This window comes from Xanthomonas sp. NCPPB 1128 (genome assembly GCF_001043115.1).
Taxonomy (GTDB): Bacteria; Pseudomonadota; Gammaproteobacteria; order Xanthomonadales; family Xanthomonadaceae; genus Xanthomonas_A.
This window is the reverse complement of record NZ_LFME01000018.1, coordinates 75,104-96,168: the sequence shown is the minus strand read 5'-3', so window position 1 is coordinate 96,168 and position 21,065 is coordinate 75,104. Positions and strand designations below refer to the sequence as shown.

Below are 21,065 nucleotides of genomic sequence, written 5' to 3'. Positions count from 1 at the left end.
GGGATTGGGGATTGGGGATTGGGGATTCGCAACAGCAGATCGCGAACCACCTGCTACCACGTGAAATGCAGCCAGGAAATCCCAGGACGGGTCAGCGCCGACAGCGCGCTTTTCCAACAATCCCCAATCCCCAATCCCCAATCCCAGCCTCACAACAACACCACGTCGAACTGCTCCTGCAGGTATTGTTCGTCGGCCTGGAAACGGATGGTCTTGCCGAGGAATTCCTCCAGTTCGGCCACCGCCGCCGATTCCTCGTCGGTGATGCGCGCAACCACCTTGGTCGAGGCGATCACCAGCAGCCGCGCGGCGTCGAACTGCCGCACCGCGCGGGTGATCTCGCGGAAGATCTCGTAGGTCACGGTCTCGGCGGTCTTGATCGAGCCGCGTCCGCTGCATTCCGGGCACGGTTCGGACAGTTGCCGTTCCAGGCTCTCCACGGTGCGCTTGCGGGTCATCTCCACCAGGCCCAGCGGCGAGAACTCGTACACCGTGGTCTTGGCGTGGTCGCGCGAGAGCGCCTTCTCCAGCGTGCGCAGCACCTGGCGGCGATGCTCGGCGTCGTCCATGTCGATGAAGTCGATGATGATGATGCCGCCGAGGTTGCGCAGCCGCAGCTGCCGCGCCACCGCCTGCGCCGCCTCCAGGTTGGTGCGGAACACCGTCTCCTCGAGGTTGCGCTGGCCCAGGAACGAGCCGGTGTTGACGTCGATGGTGGTCATCGCCTCGGTCTGGTCGATGACCAGGTAGCCGCCGGACTTGAGTGGCACCTGCTTGTCCAGCGCGCGGGCGATCTCGTCCTCGACCCCGTACAGGTCGAAGATCGGGCGGTCGCCGGTGTACAGCTCCAGGCGCTCGGCCAGCACCGGCATGTACTTGGCGACGAAGGCCTGCAGCCGTTCGAAGGTCTCGTGCGAATCGACCTTGACCTTCTCCACGTCCTTGCGGATCAGGTCGCGCACCGCGCGCAGCGGCAGGCTCAGGTCCTCGTAGATGATGCTGGCCGGAGCGCCGTCGCGGCCACGCCGCTCCACCACGTTCCAGACCCGCGACAGGTAGGCGATGTCCTCGGCCAGGGCCTCGGCCGGCTGGCCCTCGGCATTGGTGCGGATGATGTAGCCGAAACCGCCGTGGCTGGCGGCCAGGTCGGCGACCAGGGTCTTCAGGCGCTGCCGTTCGGCCTCGTCCTCGATCCGCGCCGACACCCCGATCACCCGCGACTGCTGCAGCAGCACCAGGTAGCGCGAGGGAATGCTGATCTGCGTGGTCAACCGCGCGCCCTTGCTGCCGATCGGGTCCTTGACCACCTGCACCACGATGTCCTGGCCGTCGCGCAGCAACTCCACGATCGGCACCGCGGCCGAGACCGGCAGCGGCGTCGCTTCCTCGGTGTCGCCGTTGCCCACCGGCGCCGGCCGCACCACGTCGTTGGCGTGCAGGAACGCGGCGCGCTCCAGCCCGACCTCGACGAAGGCCGCCTGCATGCCCGGCATCACCCGCTGCACCCGGCCCTTGTAGATATTGCCGACCACGCCGCGGCGCCAGCCGCGCTCGATGTGCAGCTCCTGCAGCATGCCGTTCTCGATGACGGCCACCCGGGTCTCGCGTGGTGTGACGTTGACCAGGATCTCTTGCGACATCACAGCACTCCGAAGGTGCGCAGCAGGTGGTGGGTCTGGTGCAGGGGCAGGCCCATCACCCCGGAATAGCTGCCGTCGAGACGGCTGACGAAACGCTCGGCGCCGCCCTGGATCGCATACGCACCGGCCCGCCCCATCGGCTCGCCGCTGGCCACGTAGTCGGCGATATCGCGCGCGGACACATCGGCGAAGGTCACCGACGTCGGCACCAGCACCACATCCTCGCGGCCGGTGGCGACCAGCGCCACCGCGGTCATCGCCTGGTGGGTGCGTCCGGACAGGGCCGCCAGCATCGCCGCGGCATCCTCGGCGTCGGCCGGCTTGCCGAACACGCGCTCGTCCAGCACCACTTCGGTGTCGGCACCGAGCACCACCGCGTCGGCGGCATCGGCCAGTTGCGCCAACCCGGCGCGGGCCTTGTCCAGCGCCACGCGGCGCACGTAGGCCTGTGCCGACTCGTCGGCCGCGCGCACTTCCGGCACCTCGAGATCGAGGATCCGGAACGGCACGCCGAGGCGGGTCAGCAGTTCGTTTCTGCGAGGGGAACGGGACGCGAGATACAGCATGGCCGAAGGATAACCCGAGCGGACTGACTGAACGATCGCCAAGTGCGGGACGATCGCCTCGACCCCGGCGAAGATCACGACGCGTTCATCGTCGCGGCAACACCCTCGCCCAATCTTCACAAGGAGAACATCGATGCGCGCATTGTCCGTCCGCCCGCTGCTGCTGGCCCTGTCCCTCGCCCTAGGAGGCACGATGACCGCCCACGCCCAATCCGCCGCGCCCGGCTACGCCGTGCCCGCCGACGGCACCCTGCTCAACATCGCCGCGCAGGCCGAGGCCAAGCGCGCGCCCGACGTGGCCGCCATCTCCGCCGGCGTGGTCACCCAGGCCACCGACAGCGCCGCGGCGATGCGCCAGAACGCCGAGCAGATGACCAAGGTGCTGGCCGCGATCGGCGCCGCCGGCATCGCCGACAAGGACGTACAGACCAGCGGCGTCAGCCTCAACCCGCAATACAAGTATGTCGAGAACCAGGCCCCGCAGATCACCGGCTACCAGGCCAACAACTCGGTGAACCTCAAGGTGCGCGACATCGCCAAGCTCGGCAAGGTGCTCGACGCACTGGCCGCGCAGGGCGCCAACCAGATCAACGGCCCCACCTTCGAGATCGACGATCCGGAACCGCTGTACGACCAGGCCCGGGTCGATGCCTTGAAGAAGGCGCAGGCGCGCGCGCAGACCTACGCCAAGGCGCTGGGCCTGCACGTGCGGCGCATCGTCAGCATCTCCGAAGGCAGCAGCGGCGGCGTGCGTCCGCCGATGCCGATGATGCGTGCGATGGCGATGAAGGCGGAGATGGACAGCACCCCGGTGGCGCCGGGCGAGAGCAGCGTCTCGGTCAACCTGGACGTGGTGTTCGAACTGGGCAAGTAGCGCGCCCGGCAATACCGCTGCGGCGCCGGCCCCTCCGACAGGGGCCGGGCCGCACCTTGCGACGGCGCCTGCGGGCGCCGTCGTCGTTTCCGGATTCGGCAGCAGTTCCCCCTCACTGTCGGCCTTGGTCTGCGCCCCTCTTGCCAAAGCGCCCGCGGTCGGCGCACTGTCGAAACGCGGACGGGCGCGATGACCCCATCCGTCGCTCCCGTGCGTTTTCCGGTACCGCAGTCCACGACACTCCTATCGCAGAGGTGGATCCATGGTTCGCACGCAACTCCCCGCCCCGTCCTTCCGCATCGACCTGTCCCGGGTCCTGGCCTACAGCACTGCGATCGCCCTGCACCTGCTGGCCGCCCTGTTGCTGCTGCTTCCGCTCTCGCACGTGACCGCGCCACCGGAGCCTGCGCAGGTGCAGCCGCCCTGGCAGCAACCCCTGGTGATTCCGGTCACGCCGACGCCGCCGACCATCCCCACCGTCGAAAAACAACTGCCGACACAGCCGCGCACGCCCACCGTCGTGCCGGTGCCGACCCCGACGCCGGCGTCAGTGGTCGACAGCAGCCCGGTGGTCCTGGACAGCGCGCCCAGTGTCGACCCCACGCCCAGCATCGCCGCGCCGAGCCTGCCGCCGGCCAGCGTGAGCGCACCGGTGGAAGGCATGCAGTTGCAGTACCTGCGTGCGCCGGCACCGCCGGATCCACGCGACGCGCTGCGCGATCGCCTGCAGGGCAGCGTGCTGCTGCGGGTGCTGGTCGGCACCGACGGGCAGCCGCTGCAGGTCAGCGTCGAGAAGAGCAGCGGCCACCGGGTGCTGGACCAGGCCGCACGCGACCAGGTGCTCAAGCGCTGGGCATTCAAGCCGGCGCTGCAGAACGGCACGCCGGTGCAGGCGTACGGGCTGGTGCCGATCGATTTTTCGCTCGATCGCTGAGCGCATCGATGCGCACGGCCGGGCCGCCCCGGCCGTGCGCATTCGGCAAAAATTCACCATTTGTTCACGATAGATACACCTAGATGGAAACCAGCCGACCGTCAAAACGTCGGCACTTTCGTTCAGAAAGTCACAACCTGCGTTTCCAGTTAGGAGAGAAACTGTGAACATCTCGACCCAACGGCGTGCAACCCGCCGTACCCTCTTGTGCGCCTCCGTCGCCGGCGTTGTCGCCGCCCTCGCAGGACCCGCCGCGCTGGCTCAGGAAGCGGCCACCAACCTCGACCGCATCACCGTCACCGGCTCGAACATCCCGCGCACCAACACCGACGCCCCGGCGCCGGTGCAGGTGGTGAGCCGCCAGGAAATCGACCGCAGCGGCAAGACCTCGCTGGGCGAATACCTGCAGACCCTGACCGCCAATGGCGCCGGCGCGGTGCCGAAGAGCTTCGGCCAAGGTTTCGCCGGCGGTGGCTCCGGGATCTCGCTGCGCGGCCTGGGCGCCGGTTCCACCCTGGTGCTGCTGAACGGCCGACGCATGGCCACCTATGGCCTGGCCGACGACGGCCAGAAGGTCTTCACCGACCTGAGCACCATTCCGCTGGACGCGGTCGAGCGGGTCGAAGTGCTGAAGGACGGCGCCTCGGCGATCTACGGCTCCGACGCCATCGCCGGCGTAGTCAACATCATCCTGCGCAGCGATTTCCAGGGCGCGATCCTGCGCGGCTCCTATGGCATCTCCGGCGACGGCGATGGCGATGCGCGCAAGGCGACCCTCACTGCCGGTACCGGCGACCTCTCCAGCGACGGCTGGAACGCGTTCTTCAGCCTCGACGTGGGCAAGACCGACGCGATCAAGATCGGCGACCGCAAGGATCGCAAGTGGATCGGTACCGGCGACATCCGCCGCTGGGGCTACGCGGCGCAGGACGCGCAGTTTCTCGGCGGCGCCTACCGCAGCGGCGGCACCAACATCGGCAGCCTGAACGGGCCGAACGGTTCGGTGTTCGACACCAGCGGTCAGTTGGTCGCGCTCCCCGGCTGCGCCGGCCTGACCACCATCCCGGGTCAGAGCGAAGCCACCTCGCAGGCGCAGGGCTGCCTGTGGGATCCGGTGCAGCAGTTTCGCGACCTGTCGCCCGAAGAGAAGTACGTCAACGTGTTCGGCCGCGCCAGCTTTGCCTTCGGCGAGGGCGGCGAGATCTACACCGAGATCGGCTACTCGAAGAAGAACACGGTCTTTTCCAATACCCCGTCCAACGTCTCTGGCGGCTGGGGCTACCCGGGCGGCCCGGTCAACGCCAACAGCGGCGCCGGCGCCACCGTGCTGTATGCCGGTCATCCGGACAACCCGCTGCCCTACGCGGCGCGTGTGCGCTACAGCGCCTGGGACGTGGGCCCGCGCGTCACCGACAACACCAACGAGTTCAACCGCTTCCTGGTCGGCGTGAAGGGCAACTGGGGCGACTGGAGCTACGACACCGGCTACCTGCACTCCGGCACCGACCTGAGCAGCAAGCGTACCGGCTTCCTGCGCTACAGCGCGGTACAGTGCGTGCTGGGCAACCCGGCCTGCCCGGCCGGCACCTGGCGCATTGGCGACAACGCCAACCTCAATTCGCAGGCGTTGTACGACTACATCTCGCCGACCATCAGCGCGCGCGCCAAGTCCGAGCTGGACATGTTCGACTTCACCGTCTCGCGCAGCCTGGCCGACCTCAAGGGCGGCCCGCTGGGCCTGGCGCTGGGCGCGGAATGGCGCAAGACCAGCAACAGCCTGACCCCGCAGACCTACACCGACATCGGCGACATCATCGGTCTGGGCTATTCGGCCTACGACGGTACCCAGAACGTGTATGCCGGCTACGTCGAGCTGTCGGCGCCGGTGCTGGAGCAACTGGAACTGTCGGCGGCGCTGCGCTACGACAAGTACGACGGCGGCGACGGCAAGGCCACGCCGAAGCTGGGGGTGAAGTGGACGCCGGCCGAGTGGATCGCGCTGCGCGCCAGCTACGCCGAAGGCTTCCGTGCGCCGAACCCGGCCGAAAACGGCAACGGCGGCCTGGCCGCGTTCTCCAATGCGGCCGATCCGGTGCGCTGCGCGATCAGTGCCAGCGAGTGCGGGACGCGTTCGGTGGCGATCATCACCCGCCCCAACCCGGCGCTGAAGCCCGAGGAATCCAAGAGCTACTCGGTGGGCTTCGTGCTGCAGCCGACCTCGACCACGTCGCTGACCGTGGATGGCTGGGAGATCAAGCGCAGCAACGAGATCGCCCCGAGCAGCACGCGCGATGCGATTCTTGCCGGCAACGTGCTGCGCGACAGCAACAACATCGGCGGCGTCGCCAACAGCGGCACCATCCTGGCGGTCAACACCGGCTACGTGAACGCGAACTCCTCGCGCGTGCGCGGCATCGACACCGACATCCGCCAGACCTTCGCGATCGGTCCGGGCCAGTTGGAGCTGGACGCGCAGTGGAGCCACCTGCTCAAGTTCGAGCGCACCGAAGGCGGCAGCACCGTCGACTACGTGGGCACGCACGGCAACTGCGACGTGACCAACTGCATCGGCACGCCGCAGGACCGCATCAACGTCGGCACCACCTGGAAGCAGGACGCCTGGAGCGTGAGCGGCGTGGTCAACTACATCTCGAGCATCGAGAACAAGGACAGCCGCGGCGGCGAATACCAGGCGTTCTACGCCGACGGCACGCCGGTGAAGAAGATCGCCTCGTTCACGACCTTCGATCTGTCAGGCCGCTGGAACATCACCGAGGCGTTCGAACTGAGCGCGTCGGTGGAGAACGTGTTCGACCGGATCGCGCCGCTGGATCCGACCACCTACGGCGCGGTCAACTACAACCCGCTGCACGTCAGCGGTGCGATCGGCCGCTATTTCACGGTGGGCGCGAAGTACACGTTCAACTGATGGCCAATGCCGCAATGCAGTGACGGAAAGCCCGGGCGAGAGCCCGGGCTTTTTGCTGTGGGGATCGGCTCACAAGCATCGACATTCAGGCCGCATTGCCGCCGCGATCCGCGATCCGCGATCCGCGATCACGCGCGATGATAGGGATGATTGGCCAGCATCGCCGCGGCGCGATACAACTGCTCGGCCACCACCAATCGCACCAGCATATGCGGCAGGGTCAGCGGCCCCAGCGACCAGGATTCGCTGGCGACCGCCAGCACCTCCGGCGAATGACCCTCGGGCCCGCCGATCAGGAAGGCCAGGTCGCGCCCCTGACCACGCCAGTGTTCCATGCGCTGCGCCAGTTGCTCGGAGCTGTGCTGCTTGCCGGGCACGTCGAGCGCCACCACCAGCGCGTTCTTCGGCAGCGCGGTGAGCACGCGGCGGCCCTCGTCCTCGATCGCGCGTTGCGCATCGCGGCCCTTGCCGCGCAGGCCGGGCTCGATCTCGACCAGGTCCAGCGGCAGCCAGTGCGAGAGCCGCTTGCGGTACTCGGCGAAACCCTGCGCCACCCAGGTCGGGGCGCGCTCGCCGGTGGCGATGAGGCGCGCTTTCATCGCTGCGCGCACGCAGGACGCATCACCAGCGCTCGTCCAGCAACATGGCGTCGTACAACTGGTCGTCCAGTTCCTGTTCGGCCAGCCGCGCACGCTCGCGCCTCAGCCATTGCTTGAGCGTATCGCCACTCCGTACGGCGGCGCGATCGTCGGCACAGGAGCGGATCTCCTCCTGCACCTGCCGCTTGATCTGCGCCAGCAGCGTATCCAGACGCTGCGGCTGCGGGGCGCGACCGTCGTAAAAGCCGTAACGCGCAGTGAAATCATCGACCAGTACAGCCAAGCTCTGCTCGACCTGCTGCAACTGCGCAGCGAACAGGCTGTTGTAATCGCGGATGCGCTCCTCCGCCATGCCCGCGATGCCGGCCTGGTCCAACTGGCCGATCTCCAGTTGCAGCTCCAGCAGTGCCAGCAGATCGTCGTTCTGATACGCCTGATTGAGGCGCTGCATCAAGGCGGTCTTGCGCTCGCGCTGCTGCGGATCGGGTTCACGGTCCGGATGCAGTGCAGCGACCAGGTTGCGGTACAGCGCACGACGCGCCTGTTGCGGATCGGCGGCGACCTGCGCGGTCTTGCCGGCACCGGCACGGCGACGCTTGTCGCGCTGCTGGGCGCGCCCGGCTGCATGCGCCTGCTGCGCGTGCAGCCGCTCCTGGACCTGCGCATACAGCGCTTCGGGGGACTGGATATGCGCCAGCTCTTCTTCGGTCAGGCCGAATTCCTCGCCGATCACCGACGTCAGCAATGCCTCGGATTCGGCCAGGCCCTGATCGAAGCCGAGCGGGCTATGGCGGTCGTAGATTTCCTTCAGCCCGTCGTTGTCGCCGTCCTGAATCAACACGGCAGCCAACTCGCAAATGATCTCGGACAGATCGGAGCGATCGCGCTTGCTCAGCTTGCAGGTGGCGTGCGCCGTGTCCAGCTCCCGCAGGAACTGTACCTGCGCCGCGTCGCGCTCCTGCAGCAAGGGATCGATCTGTTCGTGGAAACGCTGCTCCCAGCGCGGCAGCGCTTCCTGCCACGCATGCAACTGGGCACGGGCGCGTTCCAGGCGCTTGACCAGGGAGTCGAAACGATTGCGCGCCGGTGTCGCGGGCGTCGACACGGTCTCACCGGCACGCAGGCCGACCGGCAACGCCTCGCTGCCGACGCTGCGCGCGGGATCGCGCCGCTTAGGCATCGCGTGCCGTGTCGTCGCCGTCGTCGTCGCTCGGCGGCTGGTCGCCGACCGTCCACAGCCGCTCCAGCGCATAGAACTCGCGCACCCGCGGCAGCATCACGTGCACCACCACGTCGCCGAGGTCGACCAGCACCCACTCGGCCTCGCGCTCGCCTTCCACGCCCAGCGGCATCACGTCCAGGCGCTTGGCGTACTTGATCACTTCGTCGGCGATCGACTTGACGTGACGGGTGGAGGTACCGGAGACGATGACCAGGTAGTCGGTGACGCTGGACTTGCCGCGCACGTCGATTTCCGCCACGTCCTTGGCCTTGAGTTCCTCGACTGCCTCGCGGACGTGGGCGAGCAGGACCGGCAGCGGCGGCGGCGGATTGGGGACTTGGGTCTTGATGACGTGGGCTTGACTGGACAAAGCGGCGAACTCGATGGAATGGGGCGAATTATAGGCGACCCCGGCAAAGCGCGTATTCAGCCAGCGGCGCCGGCGCTGGACGCATACAGGCCATGATCGCGGATGTAGGCGGCCACCGGCGCCGGCAGCAAGGCCGCCCAGTCCTCGCCGGCGGCGATGCGCGCGCGCACCAGGCTGGCCGATTCGCTGCGCAGCGGCTGCCGCAGGCACCATAGCCGGCCGCCCGGCGCACGGGTCAGCGCCTGCGGCGTGTCAGCCCAGCGCCCGGCCACCGCCTGCGCCAGCTCCGCCGGCACCGCCCGCTCCCAGCCGCTGCCGGCGCGGTCGGCGACGATCAGGTGCGCCGCCTCGAGCAGCGCCCGCCACTCGCGCCAGCCGTTGAAGCCGACGAAGCTGTCGCTGCCGATCAGCAGCGCCAGCGGCGCGTCGGCGCCGAGCTCGCCGCGCAGCTCGCGCACCGTGTCGATGCTGTACGACGCCACACCCGGCCGGGCCTGCGCGCGCCGCACTTCGTGCAGGTCCAGCACCAGCCCGGGCGTGTCGGCGATGGCCAGCGCCAGCATCGCGCAGCGCTGCTGCGCATCGGCACCCGGCGCCGGCCGATGCGGCGGATCGGCCGCCGGCATCAGCCGCACCGGCACCCCGAACGCCTCCCACGCCGCCCGCGCGATCGCCAGGTGACCGTTGTGGATGGGATCGAAGGTGCCGCCGTAGACGAGGGCGAGAGGCCGGGATTCGGGATTCGGGATTCGGGATGAATCAGCCGCCTGCGCGGGATCGCCGCTGTTGCCAATCCCCAATCCCGACTCCCCAATCCCCGCGTTCATACCACCAACAACCGCACCGCCCGCGCCTCGGCGATCGCCAGCAGCAGGCGCTCCAGGGCGATCCAGGCGTCGCCGTCGGCGCGGCCCTTGGCGATGCGGTCGATGCGGCCGGCCTCGGCGGCAAAGCGTTCCCAGCGGCGCGGTTCGGCGTGGCGCTGCAAGGCGCGCTTGAACGGGGCCTGCCGCGATTCCCAGATGCCCTGCCCCTTCATCTCGGCCGCTAGGTTGCCGCCGGCGGCCTGCACCTTGGCCAGCGCGGCGGTACGCAGCAGTTCCTTGATCAGGATCGGCAGCAGCGCGGCCACCGCCTCGCCTTCGGCGCGCAGGCCGGCGAGCATGCGCCGCACCGCCGGCGCCTGCCCGCCGAGCGTGGCCTCGGCCAGGCGGAATACGTCGTAGCGCGCGGCGTCGGCGACCAGCGATTCCATCGCCGCCACGTCCAGACCCTGGCCGTCGGCGAGCAGGGCCAGCTTGTCGATCTCCTGCGCGGCCGCCAGCAGGTTGCCTTCCACCCGCTCGGCCAGGCGCTGCACCGCGCCGGCGTCGGCGCGCAGGCCCTTGCTGCGCAGGCGCCGCTCGATCCAGTCGCCCAGTTCGTGCGGCTTGATCGCCCAGGCCACGGCGATGGTGCCGATGCGCGCGACCGCGTCGGCCCACTTGCCCTGGTGGGCCTTGCTCCATTCGTTGCAGGTGATCAGCAGCACCACGTCCGGCGGCGGGTCGGCGCAGAACGCAGTGATGACCTCGCCGCCCTCCTTGCCGGGCTTGCCGCTGGGCAGGCGCAGTCCGATCAGCCGTTGCGCGCTGAACAGGCTGGGCGCGTTGAAACTGGAGTACAGCTGGCCCCAGTCGAAATCGCGGCCGTCGGCATCGAACACCTCGCGCTCGCCGATGCCGGCGGCGCGCGCGCGGGCGCGCACCGCATCGGCCGCCTCGAGCACGCGCAAGGTTTCCGGGCCGGCGATCAGGTAGACCGGCTGCAGCGGCTGCGCTGCCGGCTGGGTGGCGAGTTGTTCGGGACGCAGTTCCATGAGGACAGCCTACGCTGCGGCAGACGGATGCGGCGATCGCCGCGCGCCTGCGGCGAACCGCGCGGCCGCCGCGTGCGGCGGCAAAGGCTGCAGTACCAGGCTCAAGGCTGCGGCGTGGTCGCCGGCTCGCCTGCGGGCGGCGTGCCGTCGGCCGGCTTGCCTTCCACCGGCGTGCCGTCGGTGGAAGGCGGTGCGGCATTGACGTTCTTGCCGTCGCGCACCTGCGCGCGCACCACGCTGTCGATCCGGCGCAGCATCGACGCCGACATGTCGCGGCGCAGTTCGTCGGCCAGGATCTCGCGCTCGGTGGAGGTACCGGTGGCGTCGGTCGGCGGCGACACGTAGTCGCGCGACAGCTCGATCACCTGCTGCGGCACCAGCACGCTGCCGTCGGCGCGGCGGAACACGAAGATCGCCGCATAGCGCAGGCTGTATTCCTGGGCACGGCCTTCGGCGTCGAGTGCGATCGGCAGGTCGCCCCAGCGCTCGGACAGCACTTCCAGGCGGGCCACGCCGGTGTTGACGTCCTTGGGGGCGATTTCCGCACCGGCCGCGCGCAGGCCGCGCTCGAGCAGCTTGGCCAGCTCGCTGTACGGCGCCGAGGACACCACCTTCACCGACGGCGTGTCGGCCGGCAGGGTCAGCTTGTTGCGCAGGTGGAAACCGCAGGCGGTCAGGGACGCCGCGAAGACGAGAGCGAGCAGGAGTCGGGTCATGGACACAGTCTGGAGGAGCCGGCTGGGCGCGGCAACAGGCCGCTAGCCTGCCGCACGTCGCGTGAACGCGGGTTGAGACCTGGCGCACCGCGCGGCCGCGCTGCGGCCGCAGCGGCGCGCCGGCTCACGCCGCCACCAGGTTCACGATCTTGCCGGGGACGATGATGATCTTGCGGATGCTCAGCCCTTCCAGGAACTTGGCCGCATTCGGCTCGGCCTGGGCCAGCGCCTCGATCTGCTCGCGCGGGGTGTCGGCGCCGACCTCGATGGTGCCGCGCAGCTTGCCGTTGACCTGCACCGCCAGGGTGACCGCATCGCGCACCAGCGCGGCCGGGTCCGGCTGCGGGAACGGCACGTCCTCCAGCAACGTCGGCGCATGGCCCAGCGCCTGCCACAGCGCGTGGCTGGCATGCGGGGTGATCGGGTTGAGCAGCAGCACCGCCGCCTCCAGCGCTTCCTGGCGCACCGCGCGGCCCTGCGCGCTGGCGTCGTCGAACTTGGCCAGCGCGTTGGTCAGCTCCATCACCGCGGCGATAGCGGTGTTGAAGCTGTGGCGGCGGCCGTAGTCGTCGGCGACCTTGCCGATGGTCTCGTGGGTCTTGCGCCGCAGCGCCTTGTGCTCGGCGTCCAGCGCGGCCGGGTCCAGCGCCGGGGCGGCACCGTCGGCGACATGCTTGTGCACCTGCGCCCACAGCCGGCGCAGGAACCGCGCCATGCCGTCCACGCCGGCCTCGTTCCACTCCAGCGACTGTTCCGGCGGCGCGGCGAACATCGAGAACAAGCGCACCGTGTCGGCGCCATACTTGCCGACCATGGCCTGTGGATCGACGCCGTTGTTCTTGGACTTGGACATCTTCTCGGTGCCGCCGATCAGCACCGGCTGGCCATCGCCGCGATGAACCGCGCCGATCACCCGCGCCTTGTCGTCGCGCTGCACGTCCACGTCGGCCGGATTGATCCAGTCCTTGGAGCCGTCCGGGTTCTGCCGGTAGAAGGTCTCGGCGATCACCATGCCCTGGGTCAGCAGGTTGGTCGCCGGCTCGTCGCTGTCCACCAGACGCGCATCGCGCAGCAGCTTGTGGAAGAAGCGGAAGTACATCAGGTGCAGGATCGCGTGCTCGATGCCGCCGATGTACTGGTCCACCGGCAGCCAGTAGTTGCCGCGCTTGTCGACCATGTCCTTGGCGCCGGGCGAGGTGTAGCGCGCGTAGTACCAGCTCGACTCCATGAAGGTGTCGAAGGTGTCGGTCTCGCGCTCGGCCGCCGCGCCGCACTGCGGGCAGGTGGTCTTGCGCCATTCCGGATCGGTCTTCAGCGGCGAGCCGGTGCCGCTCAGGGCCACGTTCTCCGGCAGCAGCACCGGCAACTGGTCTTCCGGCACCGGAACGGCGCCGCAGCTCTGGCAGTAGATCACCGGGATCGGGCAGCCCCAGTAGCGCTGGCGGCTGACGCCCCAGTCGCGCAGGCGGTAGTTGATGCGACGCTGGCCCTGGCCCTTGCGCTCGAAGCGCTCGGCCAGCGCCTCGAACGCGCCTTGGTAGTCCAGGCCGTCGAACTCGGCCGAGTTGACCAGTTCGAACTCGCGGGTCTTGTCGGTGTACCAGTCGCGCCAGACGTTCGGCTCCCAGGTGCGCTCCTCATCGTTCTTCGGCGCCTTCAGCGTGATCACCTGACGGATCGGCAGCGCGTACTTGTTGGCGAATTCGAAATCGCGCTGGTCGTGGCCGGGCACCGCCATCACCGCGCCGGTGCCGTAGCCCATCAGCACGAAGTTGGCGACCCACACCGGCACCTGCTCGCCGCTGATCGGGTGCACCGCGGTCAGGCCGGTGGCCATGCCGCGCTTTTCCTGGGTTTCCAGCTCGGCCTCGGAGACGCCGCCCTGCTTCAACTCGGCCAGCAGCGCGGCCAGCTGGGGATTGGACTTGGCCGCATGCAGCGCCAGCGGATGTTCGCTGGCGATGGACACGAAGGTCACGCCCATCAGCGTGTCCGGGCGCGTGGTGAACACGCGCAGCGGGTCCAGCGCGCTGCCGTCGGCGTCGCGCACGTCGAACTGGATCTCCAGGCCCTCGGAGCGGCCGATCCAGTTGCGCTGCATGGTCTTGACCGACTCCGGCCAGCCCGGCAGCTGGTCCAGGCCGTCCAGCAGCTCCTGCGCGTAATCGGTGATGCGCAGGAACCACTGCGGGATCTCGCGCTTCTCCACCAGCGCGCCGGAGCGCCAGCCGCGGCCGTCGATGACCTGCTCGTTGGCCAGCACGGTCTGGTCGATCGGGTCCCAGTTCACCACCGCGTTGCGGCGGTAGGCCAGGCCCTTGCGCATCAGCCGGGTGAACATGCGTTGCTCGTGCACGTAGTACTCGGGCCGGCAGGTGGCGAACTCGCGCGACCAGTCGATGGCGTAGCCCAGCGACTTGAGCTGGCTGCGCATGTGCTCGATGTTGGCGTAGGTCCACTTCGCCGGCGCGGTCTTGTTCTTGATCGCCGCGTTCTCGGCCGGCAGGCCGAACGCGTCCCAGCCCATCGGCTGCAGCACGTTCTTGCCGATCATGCGCTGGTAGCGGCTGATCACGTCGCCGATGGTGTAGTTGCGCACGTGGCCCATGTGCAGCGCCCCGGACGGGTACGGCAGCATCGACAGGCAGTAGAACTTGGGCTTGTCGGAGGTCTCGTCGACCTCGAAGGCGCGGGTGGCGTCCCAGAACTGCTGGGCGGACGATTCGACCTGCTGCGGGTCGTAGGCGGTGGGCTCGACGGCGGACATGGAAACGGGCAAGGGCCAGGCGGCAACAAAGCGGCCAAGGGTACCGTAGCGCGGCAAGCCGCTCCAATCCCGGCGACGGACGGCAGCGGCGCGGGGCGTCGTGGTGACCAGCAGCAGGCGCCGGAACCGCGGCCGCAGCACGATTGGCGGCGCGCACGCGCACGCCCGGCATCGGTCCTGCCGCAGCCCGCCGCAATGGCCGATTGCGCAAGCCCGGCAGGGTCAGCCGCGGTGCGGGCCCGCCTGCGGCCCCGGCCAGCAGGCCAGCACCGCCAGCCAGCCCCACCACAGCAGGAACACCAGGCGCTGCGCCAGCGCTGGCGACAGCAGCCGGTCCAGCGCGAACGCGCCCAGCGCCACCAGCAGCGCGATCGTCAGCGCCAGCGCGGCCCAGCCGCGCGCGGCGGGATCGCGGCGCGCGCCCAGCCCCAGCAGGGCCGCGGCCGCCACCAGCGCCACCACCCACAGCAACCAGGCGCTGGCATGCAACTGCGTCGCGCGCGCGTCTAGGTCGGTCGGGTCCAGCGGCAGCAGGCCTATGCCGGCGAAGGCCAGGCCGGCCAACAGCAGCAACTGCCCACCCACGCGCAACGACCAGGGCGCCTGGCGGCCGGCGCGACGCAGCAGCCGCAGCGCCAGCCCCATGGCCAGACAGCCGGGCAGCACGAACGCCAGCAGATTGAAGGCCCAGGCATGCGGAATGCCGCGCGCACCGAGCAGGGCCAGCGGATGCGACCACGGCAGATAGCCGGGCAGGACCGCGCCGAAGCCCAGCATCGCGGCCACCGCGGCCACCGCCAGCAGCGGCCCGATCCAGCGCACCACCCGTTCGCTCACCTCGCCCATCCGCTACCGTCCTTTCGCGCCGTCATGGCGCCTGAAACCAGGCATTGTCGCCGCTGCAGCCGCGGCCGGCACCCGTGGCACGGCGCCCCCGCCCTTGCATCGGCGCCGCCGCGCCTCCATACAGAGCGTCCTCTCGCCTGCGATGACACTGCCCATGTCCGACACGCCCCACGTTTTCGACGCCAAGACCGAGACCTTCGAAGCCGATGTGCTGCAGCGCTCGCTGCAGACGCCGGTGCTGGTGGACTTCTGGGCGCCCTGGTGCGGCCCCTGCAAGACCCTGAGCCCGATCCTGGAAAAGCTGGCGGCCGAGTACAACGGCGGCTTCGTGCTGGCCAAGGTCGACGTGGACCAGGAGCAGCAGATCGCCGCGGCGTTCCAGATCCGCTCGGTGCCGACGGTGTTCCTGGTCCAGGGCGGGCAGCTGGTCGATGGCTTCCCCGGCGCGCTGCCCGAAGGCCAGTTGCGCGAGTTCCTGACCCAGCATGGGATCACGCCACTGGCGGCGCAGGAACCGGCCGAGGAGGTGCCGGCGGCGCCGCTGGATCCGCAGGCCGAGGTGCAGCGCCTGCGCGAGGCGGTGGCGGCCGAGCCGGACAAGGACGAACTGAAGCTGGATCTGGCCCTGGCCTTGGTCAAGGTCGGCGCCGCCGCCGAGGCCGAAACGCTGATCGACGCGCTGCCGGCCAACCTGGCCACCGACGAGCGCGCGGTGCGGGCACGGGCGCGACTGGGCTTCGTCGGCGCGCTGCAGGCCGCGCCGCCGCTGGAAACGCTGCAGGCCACGCTGGCACAGGATCCGAGCGATCTGAAGGCACGCTACCTGCTGGGCGTGCGCCACCTGGTCGGCGGCGACGACGCGGCCGCGCTGGAGCAGTTCCTGGAGATGCTGCGCCAGGACCGCACGTTCGAGGACGGCCTGCCGAAGAAGGCGCTGATCGACGCGTTCCGGGTCATCGAGGACGAGGATCTGGTGGGACAGTACCGCCGCAAGATGTCCGCGCTGCTGTTCTGAGGCAGCCGCGGCGCTGGCGTTGGCGGTCGCTTGCATCGCCAACGCGGGCTTGGCCCTCGATCCGACATGTAAAGAGGCGCGGGAGCATCGCCCTCGCTGGCGGGCGGCGGCCGCTGCAGCCGCCGATCAGGCGCGCCAGCGCCGACAGCACGTGCGCGCCGCCGGAGCCACCATACGCATGCGTCTGGTAACCTCCGATTCCCTGCTCCCGCCACTGCCGCGCAATGAAGCCATCGCTGTTCCGCCTGGGCCTGAACCTGTGGCCGCCGTTCCTGTTCGCCGGCATCCACGTCACCGAACTGAGCCCCGACTACCGCCACGCGCGGGTCGAACTGCGCATGCGCCCGTGGAACCGCAACTATGTCGGCACCCACTTCGGCGGCAGCCTGTTCGCCATGATCGACCCGTTCTGGATGCTGCTGACCATGCACAACCTGGGGCGCGACTACTACGTGTGGGACAAGGCCGGCAGCATCGAGTTCGTGCGCCCGGGCCGCGGCACGGTCAGCGCACAGTTCGATCTGGACCAGGCGCTGCTGGACGACCTGCGCGCGGCCACCGCCGGTGGCGACAAGCATCTGCGCTGGTTCGAGACCGACGTCGTCGACGCACAGGGCGAGGTGGTGGCGCGGACGCGCAAGCAGGTGTACGTCAAGCGCAAGCCGCCGCGCTAGCGCGCCTTGCGGCCAGCGGGTTCGCCAAGGCCAGCCCTGCATCCGCACAGGCGGACATACACACCGCCTACGAAGGCGCGCAAGCCGTCAGCATGCGCGGCGCGCCGGCTCGGGCAGCGTACGCACGCTCCAACCCAATCGCAGCTGCACGGCCGTGCCACGACACCATGCGGCGCCGCACCAACGGCCATCACGCGCCGCTACACTAGGCGGATGTCGCCCGATCTCTCCGCTCCCGCTCCCCGCCCGTCCCTGCAACGGCTGTTCTTCACCGGCCTGCTGACCCTGCTGCCGATCTGGCTGACCTGGGTCGTGGTCAAGTTCGTGTTCGTGCTGCTCTCGGGCATCAGCAGTCCCTGGGTGGTGCCGCTGTCGGTGCGCATCGCCGCCTCGTTCCCGCGCGAACTGGGCTGGGCCACCGCGCAATGGGTGCAGAACACCATCGCCCTGATCGCCACCCTGGCGGTGATCCTGCTGGTCGGCATCCTCAGCCGGCGCATGATCGGCCAGCGTCTGCTGCGCTGGTTCGAGGCGGTGATGCGGCGCATCCCGCTGGCCAGCGTGGTCTACGACAGCGTGCGCAAGCTGGTGGACATCCTGCAGACCCAGCCCGGCAGTACACAGCGCGTGGTGCTGATCGACTTCCCGCACCGCGACATGAAGTCGGTGGGCCTGGTGACGCGGGTGATCAAGGAACACGGCACAGGCCGCGAGCTGGCCGCGGTGTACGTGCCGACCACGCCCAACCCGACCTCCGGCTACCTGGAGATCGTGCCGGTGGAGCTGCTCACGCCGACCGACTGGAGCGTGGACCAGGCCATGAGCTTCATCATCTCCGGCGGCGCGGTGGCGCCGGAGAGCGTGCCGTTCACCCGGACCGTGGACCGCTGACGCCGATGCGCCGCGGCACGCTAGACGATCGCGCGGTCCGGCTGTTCATCGCCCTGGCGGCGTTCTTCTGCGTCAACGCCGCGCTGGCCGAGTTCATCGGGGTCAAGATCTTCGCCCTGGAAGACACCCTGGGCATCGCGCCGCTGAACTGGAACCTGTTCGGGCAGACCGGTTCGATGAACTTCACCGCAGGCACCCTGCTGTGGCCGCTGGTGTTCATCCTCACCGACACCATCAACGAGTTCTTTGGCCGCCGCGGCGTGCGCTTCATCTCCTGGCTGGCGGTGGCGCTGATCGGCTACGGCTTCCTGTTCGCGTTCGCCGCGATCGCACTGGCCCCGGCCGGCTTCTGGGTCACCGCGGCGCAGAACCAGGGCGTGCCCGACTACCAGGCCGCGTTCGCCGCGGTGTTCGGCCAGGGCATGTGGACCATCGCCGGCTCGCTGGTCGCGTTCATGGCCGGCCAGCTGATCGACGTGGCGGTGTTCCACCGCATCCGCAGCGTGACCGGCGAGAAGCACGTGTGGCTGCGCGCCACCGGCTCCACCGCGGTCTCGCAGTTGATCGACAGCTTCGTGGTGATCTACATCGCCTTCGTGCTCGGCCCGCAGCACTGGTCGATGCAGCTGTTCCTGGCGGTGAGCACGCTGAACTACATCTGCAAGATGCTGCTGGCGGTGCTGCTGATCCCGTTGCTGTACCTGATGCGGCGGCTGATCACCGATTACCTGACCCCCGAACGCGCCGAACAACTGCGCGAGGAAGCCGCCGCCGACTGAACGCCGGCACACGTGCGAGCGCGCCGCACGCGCTTGCGCGCGGCCGTCGTGCAGCGCCGCAGACGTCGGTGCCGCCTGGCCCACCACGGCCGGGCGCCTGCCGGCGGCAGGGCAGCAGCCGCCCGCGGGGAGCGACCATGGGTGGCCTCGGCGGTGCGGATCGGGCAAGCTCCCCGCTCGCTTGTCGTTGGAGCCCGCAATGCCGCCCCGCTTTTCCCGTCTGCTGTCCCTGGCCATCGCCACCGCCCTGAGCCTGTCGCTGGCGGCGCCGGCGGACGCGGCCAAGAAGAAGACCACCAAGCAGACCACCGCGCAGACCCGCGCCAAGGCCAACAAGGCGCGCAAGGCGCGGCCGGCGCCGGCCCCGGTGGTGCTGACCAAGGCGCAACAGCTGAACCGGCTGTACGACGACTACTGGGAAGCCTCGCTCAAGCTCAATCCGCTGCAGGCCACCTTCCAGGGCGACAGCCGCTACAACGACCAGTTGCCGAACTTCCTTTCGGCCGCGTTCCGCCAGCAGTCGCACGACTTCACCGTGGAGTGGCTGGGCAAGGCCGAGGCGATCGGCAAGGACGGCCTGACCGGGCAGGATCTGCTCAGCTACGAGATCTTCGTCGGCGACGCGCGCAACGCGCTGGAGGCGGAGAAGTACCCGAGCTGGATGCAGCCGGTGAACCAGTTCTACAACGTCGGCAGCATCATGGTGATGCTCGGCTCGGGCACCGGTGCGCAGCCGTTCCGCACCGTCAAGGACTACGACAACTGGTCGCGACGCGCGCTCGGCATCCCGGCGCTGTTCGACCAGGCCATCGCCAACATGCGTGAGGGCATGAAGGCCGGCGTGGTGCAGCCGCGCGCGCTGATGGAGAAGGTGCTGCCGCAGCTGGATGCGATCATCAAGCCCACCGCCGAGGAGAGCCTGTTCTGGGGTCCGGTGCGCAACCTGCCGGCGGACATTCCGGAGGCCGAGAAGCAGCGCATCACCGCCGAGTACAAGCGCATGATCGAGTACCGGATCATGCCCGCCTACCGCTCCCTGCGCGGCTTCATCGCCACCGAGTATCTGCCGGCCACGCGCACCACCGCCGGCGTCGGCGCCCTGCCCGGCGGCGACGCCTGGTACGCCTGGAACGTGCGCCAGAGCACCACCACCGACCTGACCCCCGCCCAGATCCACCAGATCGGCCTGGACGAGGTGGCGCGCATCCAGGGCCAGATCCAGGCGGTGATGAAGCAGGTGCGCTTCCGCGGCTCGATGCAGAAGTTCTTCAAGTTCATGCAGACCGACAAGCGCTTCAGCTTCAAGAGCGAGGACGAGCTGCTGACCTACTACCGCGGCCTGGAAGGCCGGGTCGACGCGGCGGTGCCACGCATGTTCTCGCTCAAGCCCAAGGCCGCGTTCGAGATCCGCCCGGTGGAACCGTACCGCGCGCAGTCGGCCGCCAGCGGCTCGTACATGCGTCCCAGCGAGGACGGCCGCCCCGGCATCTTCTACGTCAATACCTACGACCTGCCCAGCCGCAAGACCTGGGATGCGGAAGACCTGTACCTGCACGAGGCCATTCCCGGCCACCACTTCCAGCTCGGCCTGCAGCAGGAGCTGACCAACCTGCCCAAGTTCCGCCGCTTCGGCGGCGAGACCGCCTTCATCGAAGGCTGGGGCCTGTACGCCGAATCGCTGGGCAAGGACCTGGGCCTGTACCAGGACCCGTACAACTATTTCGGCTACCTGCAGAACGAGCTGTGGCGCGCGATCCGCCTGGTGGTGGACACCGGTGTGCACAGCAAGGGCTGGACCCGCGAGCAGGTGATCGACTACATGCTGCAGAACTCGGCCACCAGCCGCACCGACGCCGAAGCCGAGGCCGAGCGCTACATGGCCATCCCTGGCCAGGCGCTGTCCTACAAGATCGGCGAGATGAAGATCATGCAGCTGCGCGACTACGCCCGCACGCAACTCGGCGACAAGTTCGACATCCGCGAATTCCATGCCGAAGTGCTGAAGGACGGCTCGGTGCCGCTGAACGTGTTGCAGGAAAAGATCGAGCGCTGGGTGGCGAGCAAGAAGGGGTGAGCGGGGCGAGGTGTCGCACCGCTACGCATGCGGCTGGCACGTCGCGAGATTCTTGTAGGAGCGGCTTCAGCCGCGATAGGCATTCCTAGTGACGCCCCATCGCGGCTGAAGCCGCTCCTACGAAAAAACTGTAGCCACACCACGGAGGCAGCTCGCGCCGGTGTACCACTGTGGGAGGGACTTCAGTCCCGACGCGTTGCAGTGAAAGGCGTCGGGACTGAAGTCCCTCCCACAAGAGCCGGAGGCGGCTGACCAGCCCCGACCGCTGGAACACCACCAGCGAAGACATCGTGCGGTCGAGTACGAGATAA

18 protein-coding genes are annotated in these 21,065 nt (G+C 69.1%); 8 read left to right on the top strand and 10 right to left on the bottom strand.

The genetic code is table 11. The features are described 5' to 3' along the window. Positions 1–149 precede the first annotated feature (149 nt). Together rng and ACP93_RS12575 are read right to left on the bottom strand one after the other, a co-directional pair. Positions 150–1,640, bottom strand: a complete 1,491-nt coding sequence (rng, locus tag ACP93_RS12580; RefSeq protein WP_048491024.1) for a ribonuclease G — start codon at positions 1,638–1,640, stop codon at positions 150–152. After that, on the bottom strand, positions 1,640–2,206 hold the full coding sequence (locus ACP93_RS12575; protein ID WP_048491023.1) for a Maf family nucleotide pyrophosphatase: 567 nt from the start codon (positions 2,204–2,206) through the stop codon (positions 1,640–1,642). Before ACP93_RS12575 ends, rng begins: the two co-directional genes overlap by 1 nt. A gap of 133 nt (positions 2,207–2,339) precedes the next feature. Between ACP93_RS12575 and ACP93_RS12570 the strand changes: the two genes are divergently transcribed. From ACP93_RS12570 to ACP93_RS12560, 3 genes are all read left to right on the top strand, one after another. Continuing rightward, positions 2,340–3,080, top strand: coding sequence for an SIMPL domain-containing protein (locus ACP93_RS12570; RefSeq protein WP_048491022.1), 741 nt, complete (start codon positions 2,340–2,342; stop codon positions 3,078–3,080). 262 nt (positions 3,081–3,342) lie between these two features. After that, on the top strand, positions 3,343–4,014 hold the full coding sequence (locus ACP93_RS12565; protein ID WP_048491021.1) for an energy transducer TonB: 672 nt from the start codon (positions 3,343–3,345) through the stop codon (positions 4,012–4,014). 163 nt (positions 4,015–4,177) lie between these two features. Next, positions 4,178–6,943 carry a TonB-dependent receptor gene (locus tag ACP93_RS12560; RefSeq protein ID WP_048491020.1) on the top strand — a complete coding sequence of 922 codons (2,766 nt, stop codon included), beginning with the start codon at positions 4,178–4,180 and terminating at the stop codon, positions 6,941–6,943. Positions 6,944–7,071: 128 nt separating this feature from the next. On the opposite strand, the gene rlmH is transcribed toward ACP93_RS12560, so the two are convergent. The 8 genes from rlmH to ACP93_RS12520 form a co-directional block, all read right to left on the bottom strand. Next, on the bottom strand, positions 7,072–7,542 hold the full coding sequence (rlmH, locus tag ACP93_RS12555; RefSeq protein ID WP_048491019.1) for a 23S rRNA (pseudouridine(1915)-N(3))-methyltransferase RlmH: 471 nt from the start codon (positions 7,540–7,542) through the stop codon (positions 7,072–7,074). 22 nt (positions 7,543–7,564) lie between these two features. Beyond that, positions 7,565–8,722 carry a J domain-containing protein gene (locus tag ACP93_RS12550; protein ID WP_048491018.1) on the bottom strand — a complete coding sequence of 386 codons (1,158 nt, stop codon included), beginning with the start codon at positions 8,720–8,722 and terminating at the stop codon, positions 7,565–7,567. After that, positions 8,715–9,134 (bottom strand): ribosome silencing factor, encoded by a 420-nt coding sequence (rsfS, locus tag ACP93_RS12545; RefSeq protein WP_048491017.1) that lies wholly within the window; start codon positions 9,132–9,134, stop codon positions 8,715–8,717. The genes ACP93_RS12550 and rsfS overlap by 8 nt, the downstream gene beginning before the upstream one ends. Positions 9,135–9,190: 56 nt before the next feature. Beyond that, positions 9,191–9,961, bottom strand: a complete 771-nt coding sequence (gene nadD / locus ACP93_RS12540; protein WP_228136027.1) for a nicotinate-nucleotide adenylyltransferase — start codon at positions 9,959–9,961, stop codon at positions 9,191–9,193. Then, on the bottom strand, positions 9,958–10,992 hold the full coding sequence (gene holA, locus ACP93_RS12535; protein ID WP_048491016.1) for a DNA polymerase III subunit delta: 1,035 nt from the start codon (positions 10,990–10,992) through the stop codon (positions 9,958–9,960). The genes nadD and holA overlap by 4 nt, the downstream gene beginning before the upstream one ends. A 101-nt stretch (positions 10,993–11,093) precedes the next feature. After that, positions 11,094–11,708, bottom strand: a complete 615-nt coding sequence (gene lptE / locus ACP93_RS12530) for an LPS-assembly lipoprotein LptE (RefSeq protein ID WP_048491015.1) — start codon at positions 11,706–11,708, stop codon at positions 11,094–11,096. 124 nt (positions 11,709–11,832) lie between these two features. Continuing rightward, complete coding sequence (leuS, locus tag ACP93_RS12525) at positions 11,833–14,475, bottom strand: leucine--tRNA ligase (protein ID WP_048491014.1); 2,643 nt, start codon at positions 14,473–14,475, stop codon at positions 11,833–11,835. Positions 14,476–14,697: 222 nt separating this feature from the next. Then, complete coding sequence (locus tag ACP93_RS12520) at positions 14,698–15,321, bottom strand: DUF998 domain-containing protein (RefSeq protein WP_048491013.1); 624 nt, start codon at positions 15,319–15,321, stop codon at positions 14,698–14,700. A gap of 154 nt (positions 15,322–15,475) precedes the next feature. On the opposite strand from ACP93_RS12520, the gene trxA reads away from it, so the two are divergent. The 5 genes from trxA to ACP93_RS12495 all read left to right on the top strand — a co-directional run bounded on the left by trxA (position 15,476) and on the right by ACP93_RS12495 (position 20,754). Next, positions 15,476–16,336, top strand: coding sequence for a thioredoxin (gene trxA, locus ACP93_RS12515; RefSeq protein ID WP_048491012.1), 861 nt, complete (start codon positions 15,476–15,478; stop codon positions 16,334–16,336). Between the two features lie 224 nt (positions 16,337–16,560). Further along, the gene (locus tag ACP93_RS12510; RefSeq protein WP_048491011.1) at positions 16,561–17,010 is read left to right on the top strand and encodes a DUF4442 domain-containing protein; all 450 of its coding nucleotides are present in this window, start codon (positions 16,561–16,563) and stop codon (positions 17,008–17,010) included. Positions 17,011–17,223: 213 nt separating this feature from the next. Beyond that, complete coding sequence (locus tag ACP93_RS12505) at positions 17,224–17,901, top strand: DUF502 domain-containing protein (protein WP_048491010.1); 678 nt, start codon at positions 17,224–17,226, stop codon at positions 17,899–17,901. Then, complete coding sequence (locus ACP93_RS12500) at positions 17,898–18,680, top strand: queuosine precursor transporter (protein WP_204243685.1); 783 nt, start codon at positions 17,898–17,900, stop codon at positions 18,678–18,680. Before ACP93_RS12505 ends, ACP93_RS12500 begins: the two co-directional genes overlap by 4 nt. A gap of 199 nt (positions 18,681–18,879) precedes the next feature. Further along, entirely contained in the window at positions 18,880–20,754 is a 1,875-nt protein-coding gene (locus ACP93_RS12495) for a DUF885 domain-containing protein (protein WP_048491009.1), read from the top strand. Positions 20,755–21,065 lie beyond the last annotated feature (311 nt).

What these genes read in the sequence shown, in the direction of transcription:
- ACP93_RS12495 (WP_048491009.1), top strand. Translation starts at nt 18,880, where the DNA reads ATGCCGCCCCGCTTTTCCCGTCTGCTGTCCCTGGCCATCGCCACCGCC.
- ACP93_RS12550 (WP_048491018.1), bottom strand. Translation starts at nt 8,722, where the DNA reads ATGCCTAAGCGGCGCGATCCCGCGCGCAGCGTCGGCAGCGAGGCGTTG.
- ACP93_RS12520 (WP_048491013.1), bottom strand. Translation starts at nt 15,321, where the DNA reads ATGGGCGAGGTGAGCGAACGGGTGGTGCGCTGGATCGGGCCGCTGCTG.
- ACP93_RS12505 (WP_048491010.1), top strand. Translation starts at nt 17,224, where the DNA reads ATGTCGCCCGATCTCTCCGCTCCCGCTCCCCGCCCGTCCCTGCAACGG.
- holA (WP_048491016.1), bottom strand. Translation starts at nt 10,992, where the DNA reads ATGGAACTGCGTCCCGAACAACTCGCCACCCAGCCGGCAGCGCAGCCG.
- ACP93_RS12565 (WP_048491021.1), top strand. Translation starts at nt 3,343, where the DNA reads ATGGTTCGCACGCAACTCCCCGCCCCGTCCTTCCGCATCGACCTGTCC.
- rlmH (WP_048491019.1), bottom strand. Translation starts at nt 7,542, where the DNA reads ATGAAAGCGCGCCTCATCGCCACCGGCGAGCGCGCCCCGACCTGGGTG.
- nadD (WP_228136027.1), bottom strand. Translation starts at nt 9,961, where the DNA reads ATGAACGCGGGGATTGGGGAGTCGGGATTGGGGATTGGCAACAGCGGC.
- leuS (WP_048491014.1), bottom strand. Translation starts at nt 14,475, where the DNA reads ATGTCCGCCGTCGAGCCCACCGCCTACGACCCGCAGCAGGTCGAATCG.
- ACP93_RS12510 (WP_048491011.1), top strand. Translation starts at nt 16,561, where the DNA reads ATGAAGCCATCGCTGTTCCGCCTGGGCCTGAACCTGTGGCCGCCGTTC.
- ACP93_RS12575 (WP_048491023.1), bottom strand. Translation starts at nt 2,206, where the DNA reads ATGCTGTATCTCGCGTCCCGTTCCCCTCGCAGAAACGAACTGCTGACC.
- rng (WP_048491024.1), bottom strand. Translation starts at nt 1,640, where the DNA reads ATGTCGCAAGAGATCCTGGTCAACGTCACACCACGCGAGACCCGGGTG.
- lptE (WP_048491015.1), bottom strand. Translation starts at nt 11,708, where the DNA reads ATGACCCGACTCCTGCTCGCTCTCGTCTTCGCGGCGTCCCTGACCGCC.
- trxA (WP_048491012.1), top strand. Translation starts at nt 15,476, where the DNA reads ATGTCCGACACGCCCCACGTTTTCGACGCCAAGACCGAGACCTTCGAA.
- ACP93_RS12570 (WP_048491022.1), top strand. Translation starts at nt 2,340, where the DNA reads ATGCGCGCATTGTCCGTCCGCCCGCTGCTGCTGGCCCTGTCCCTCGCC.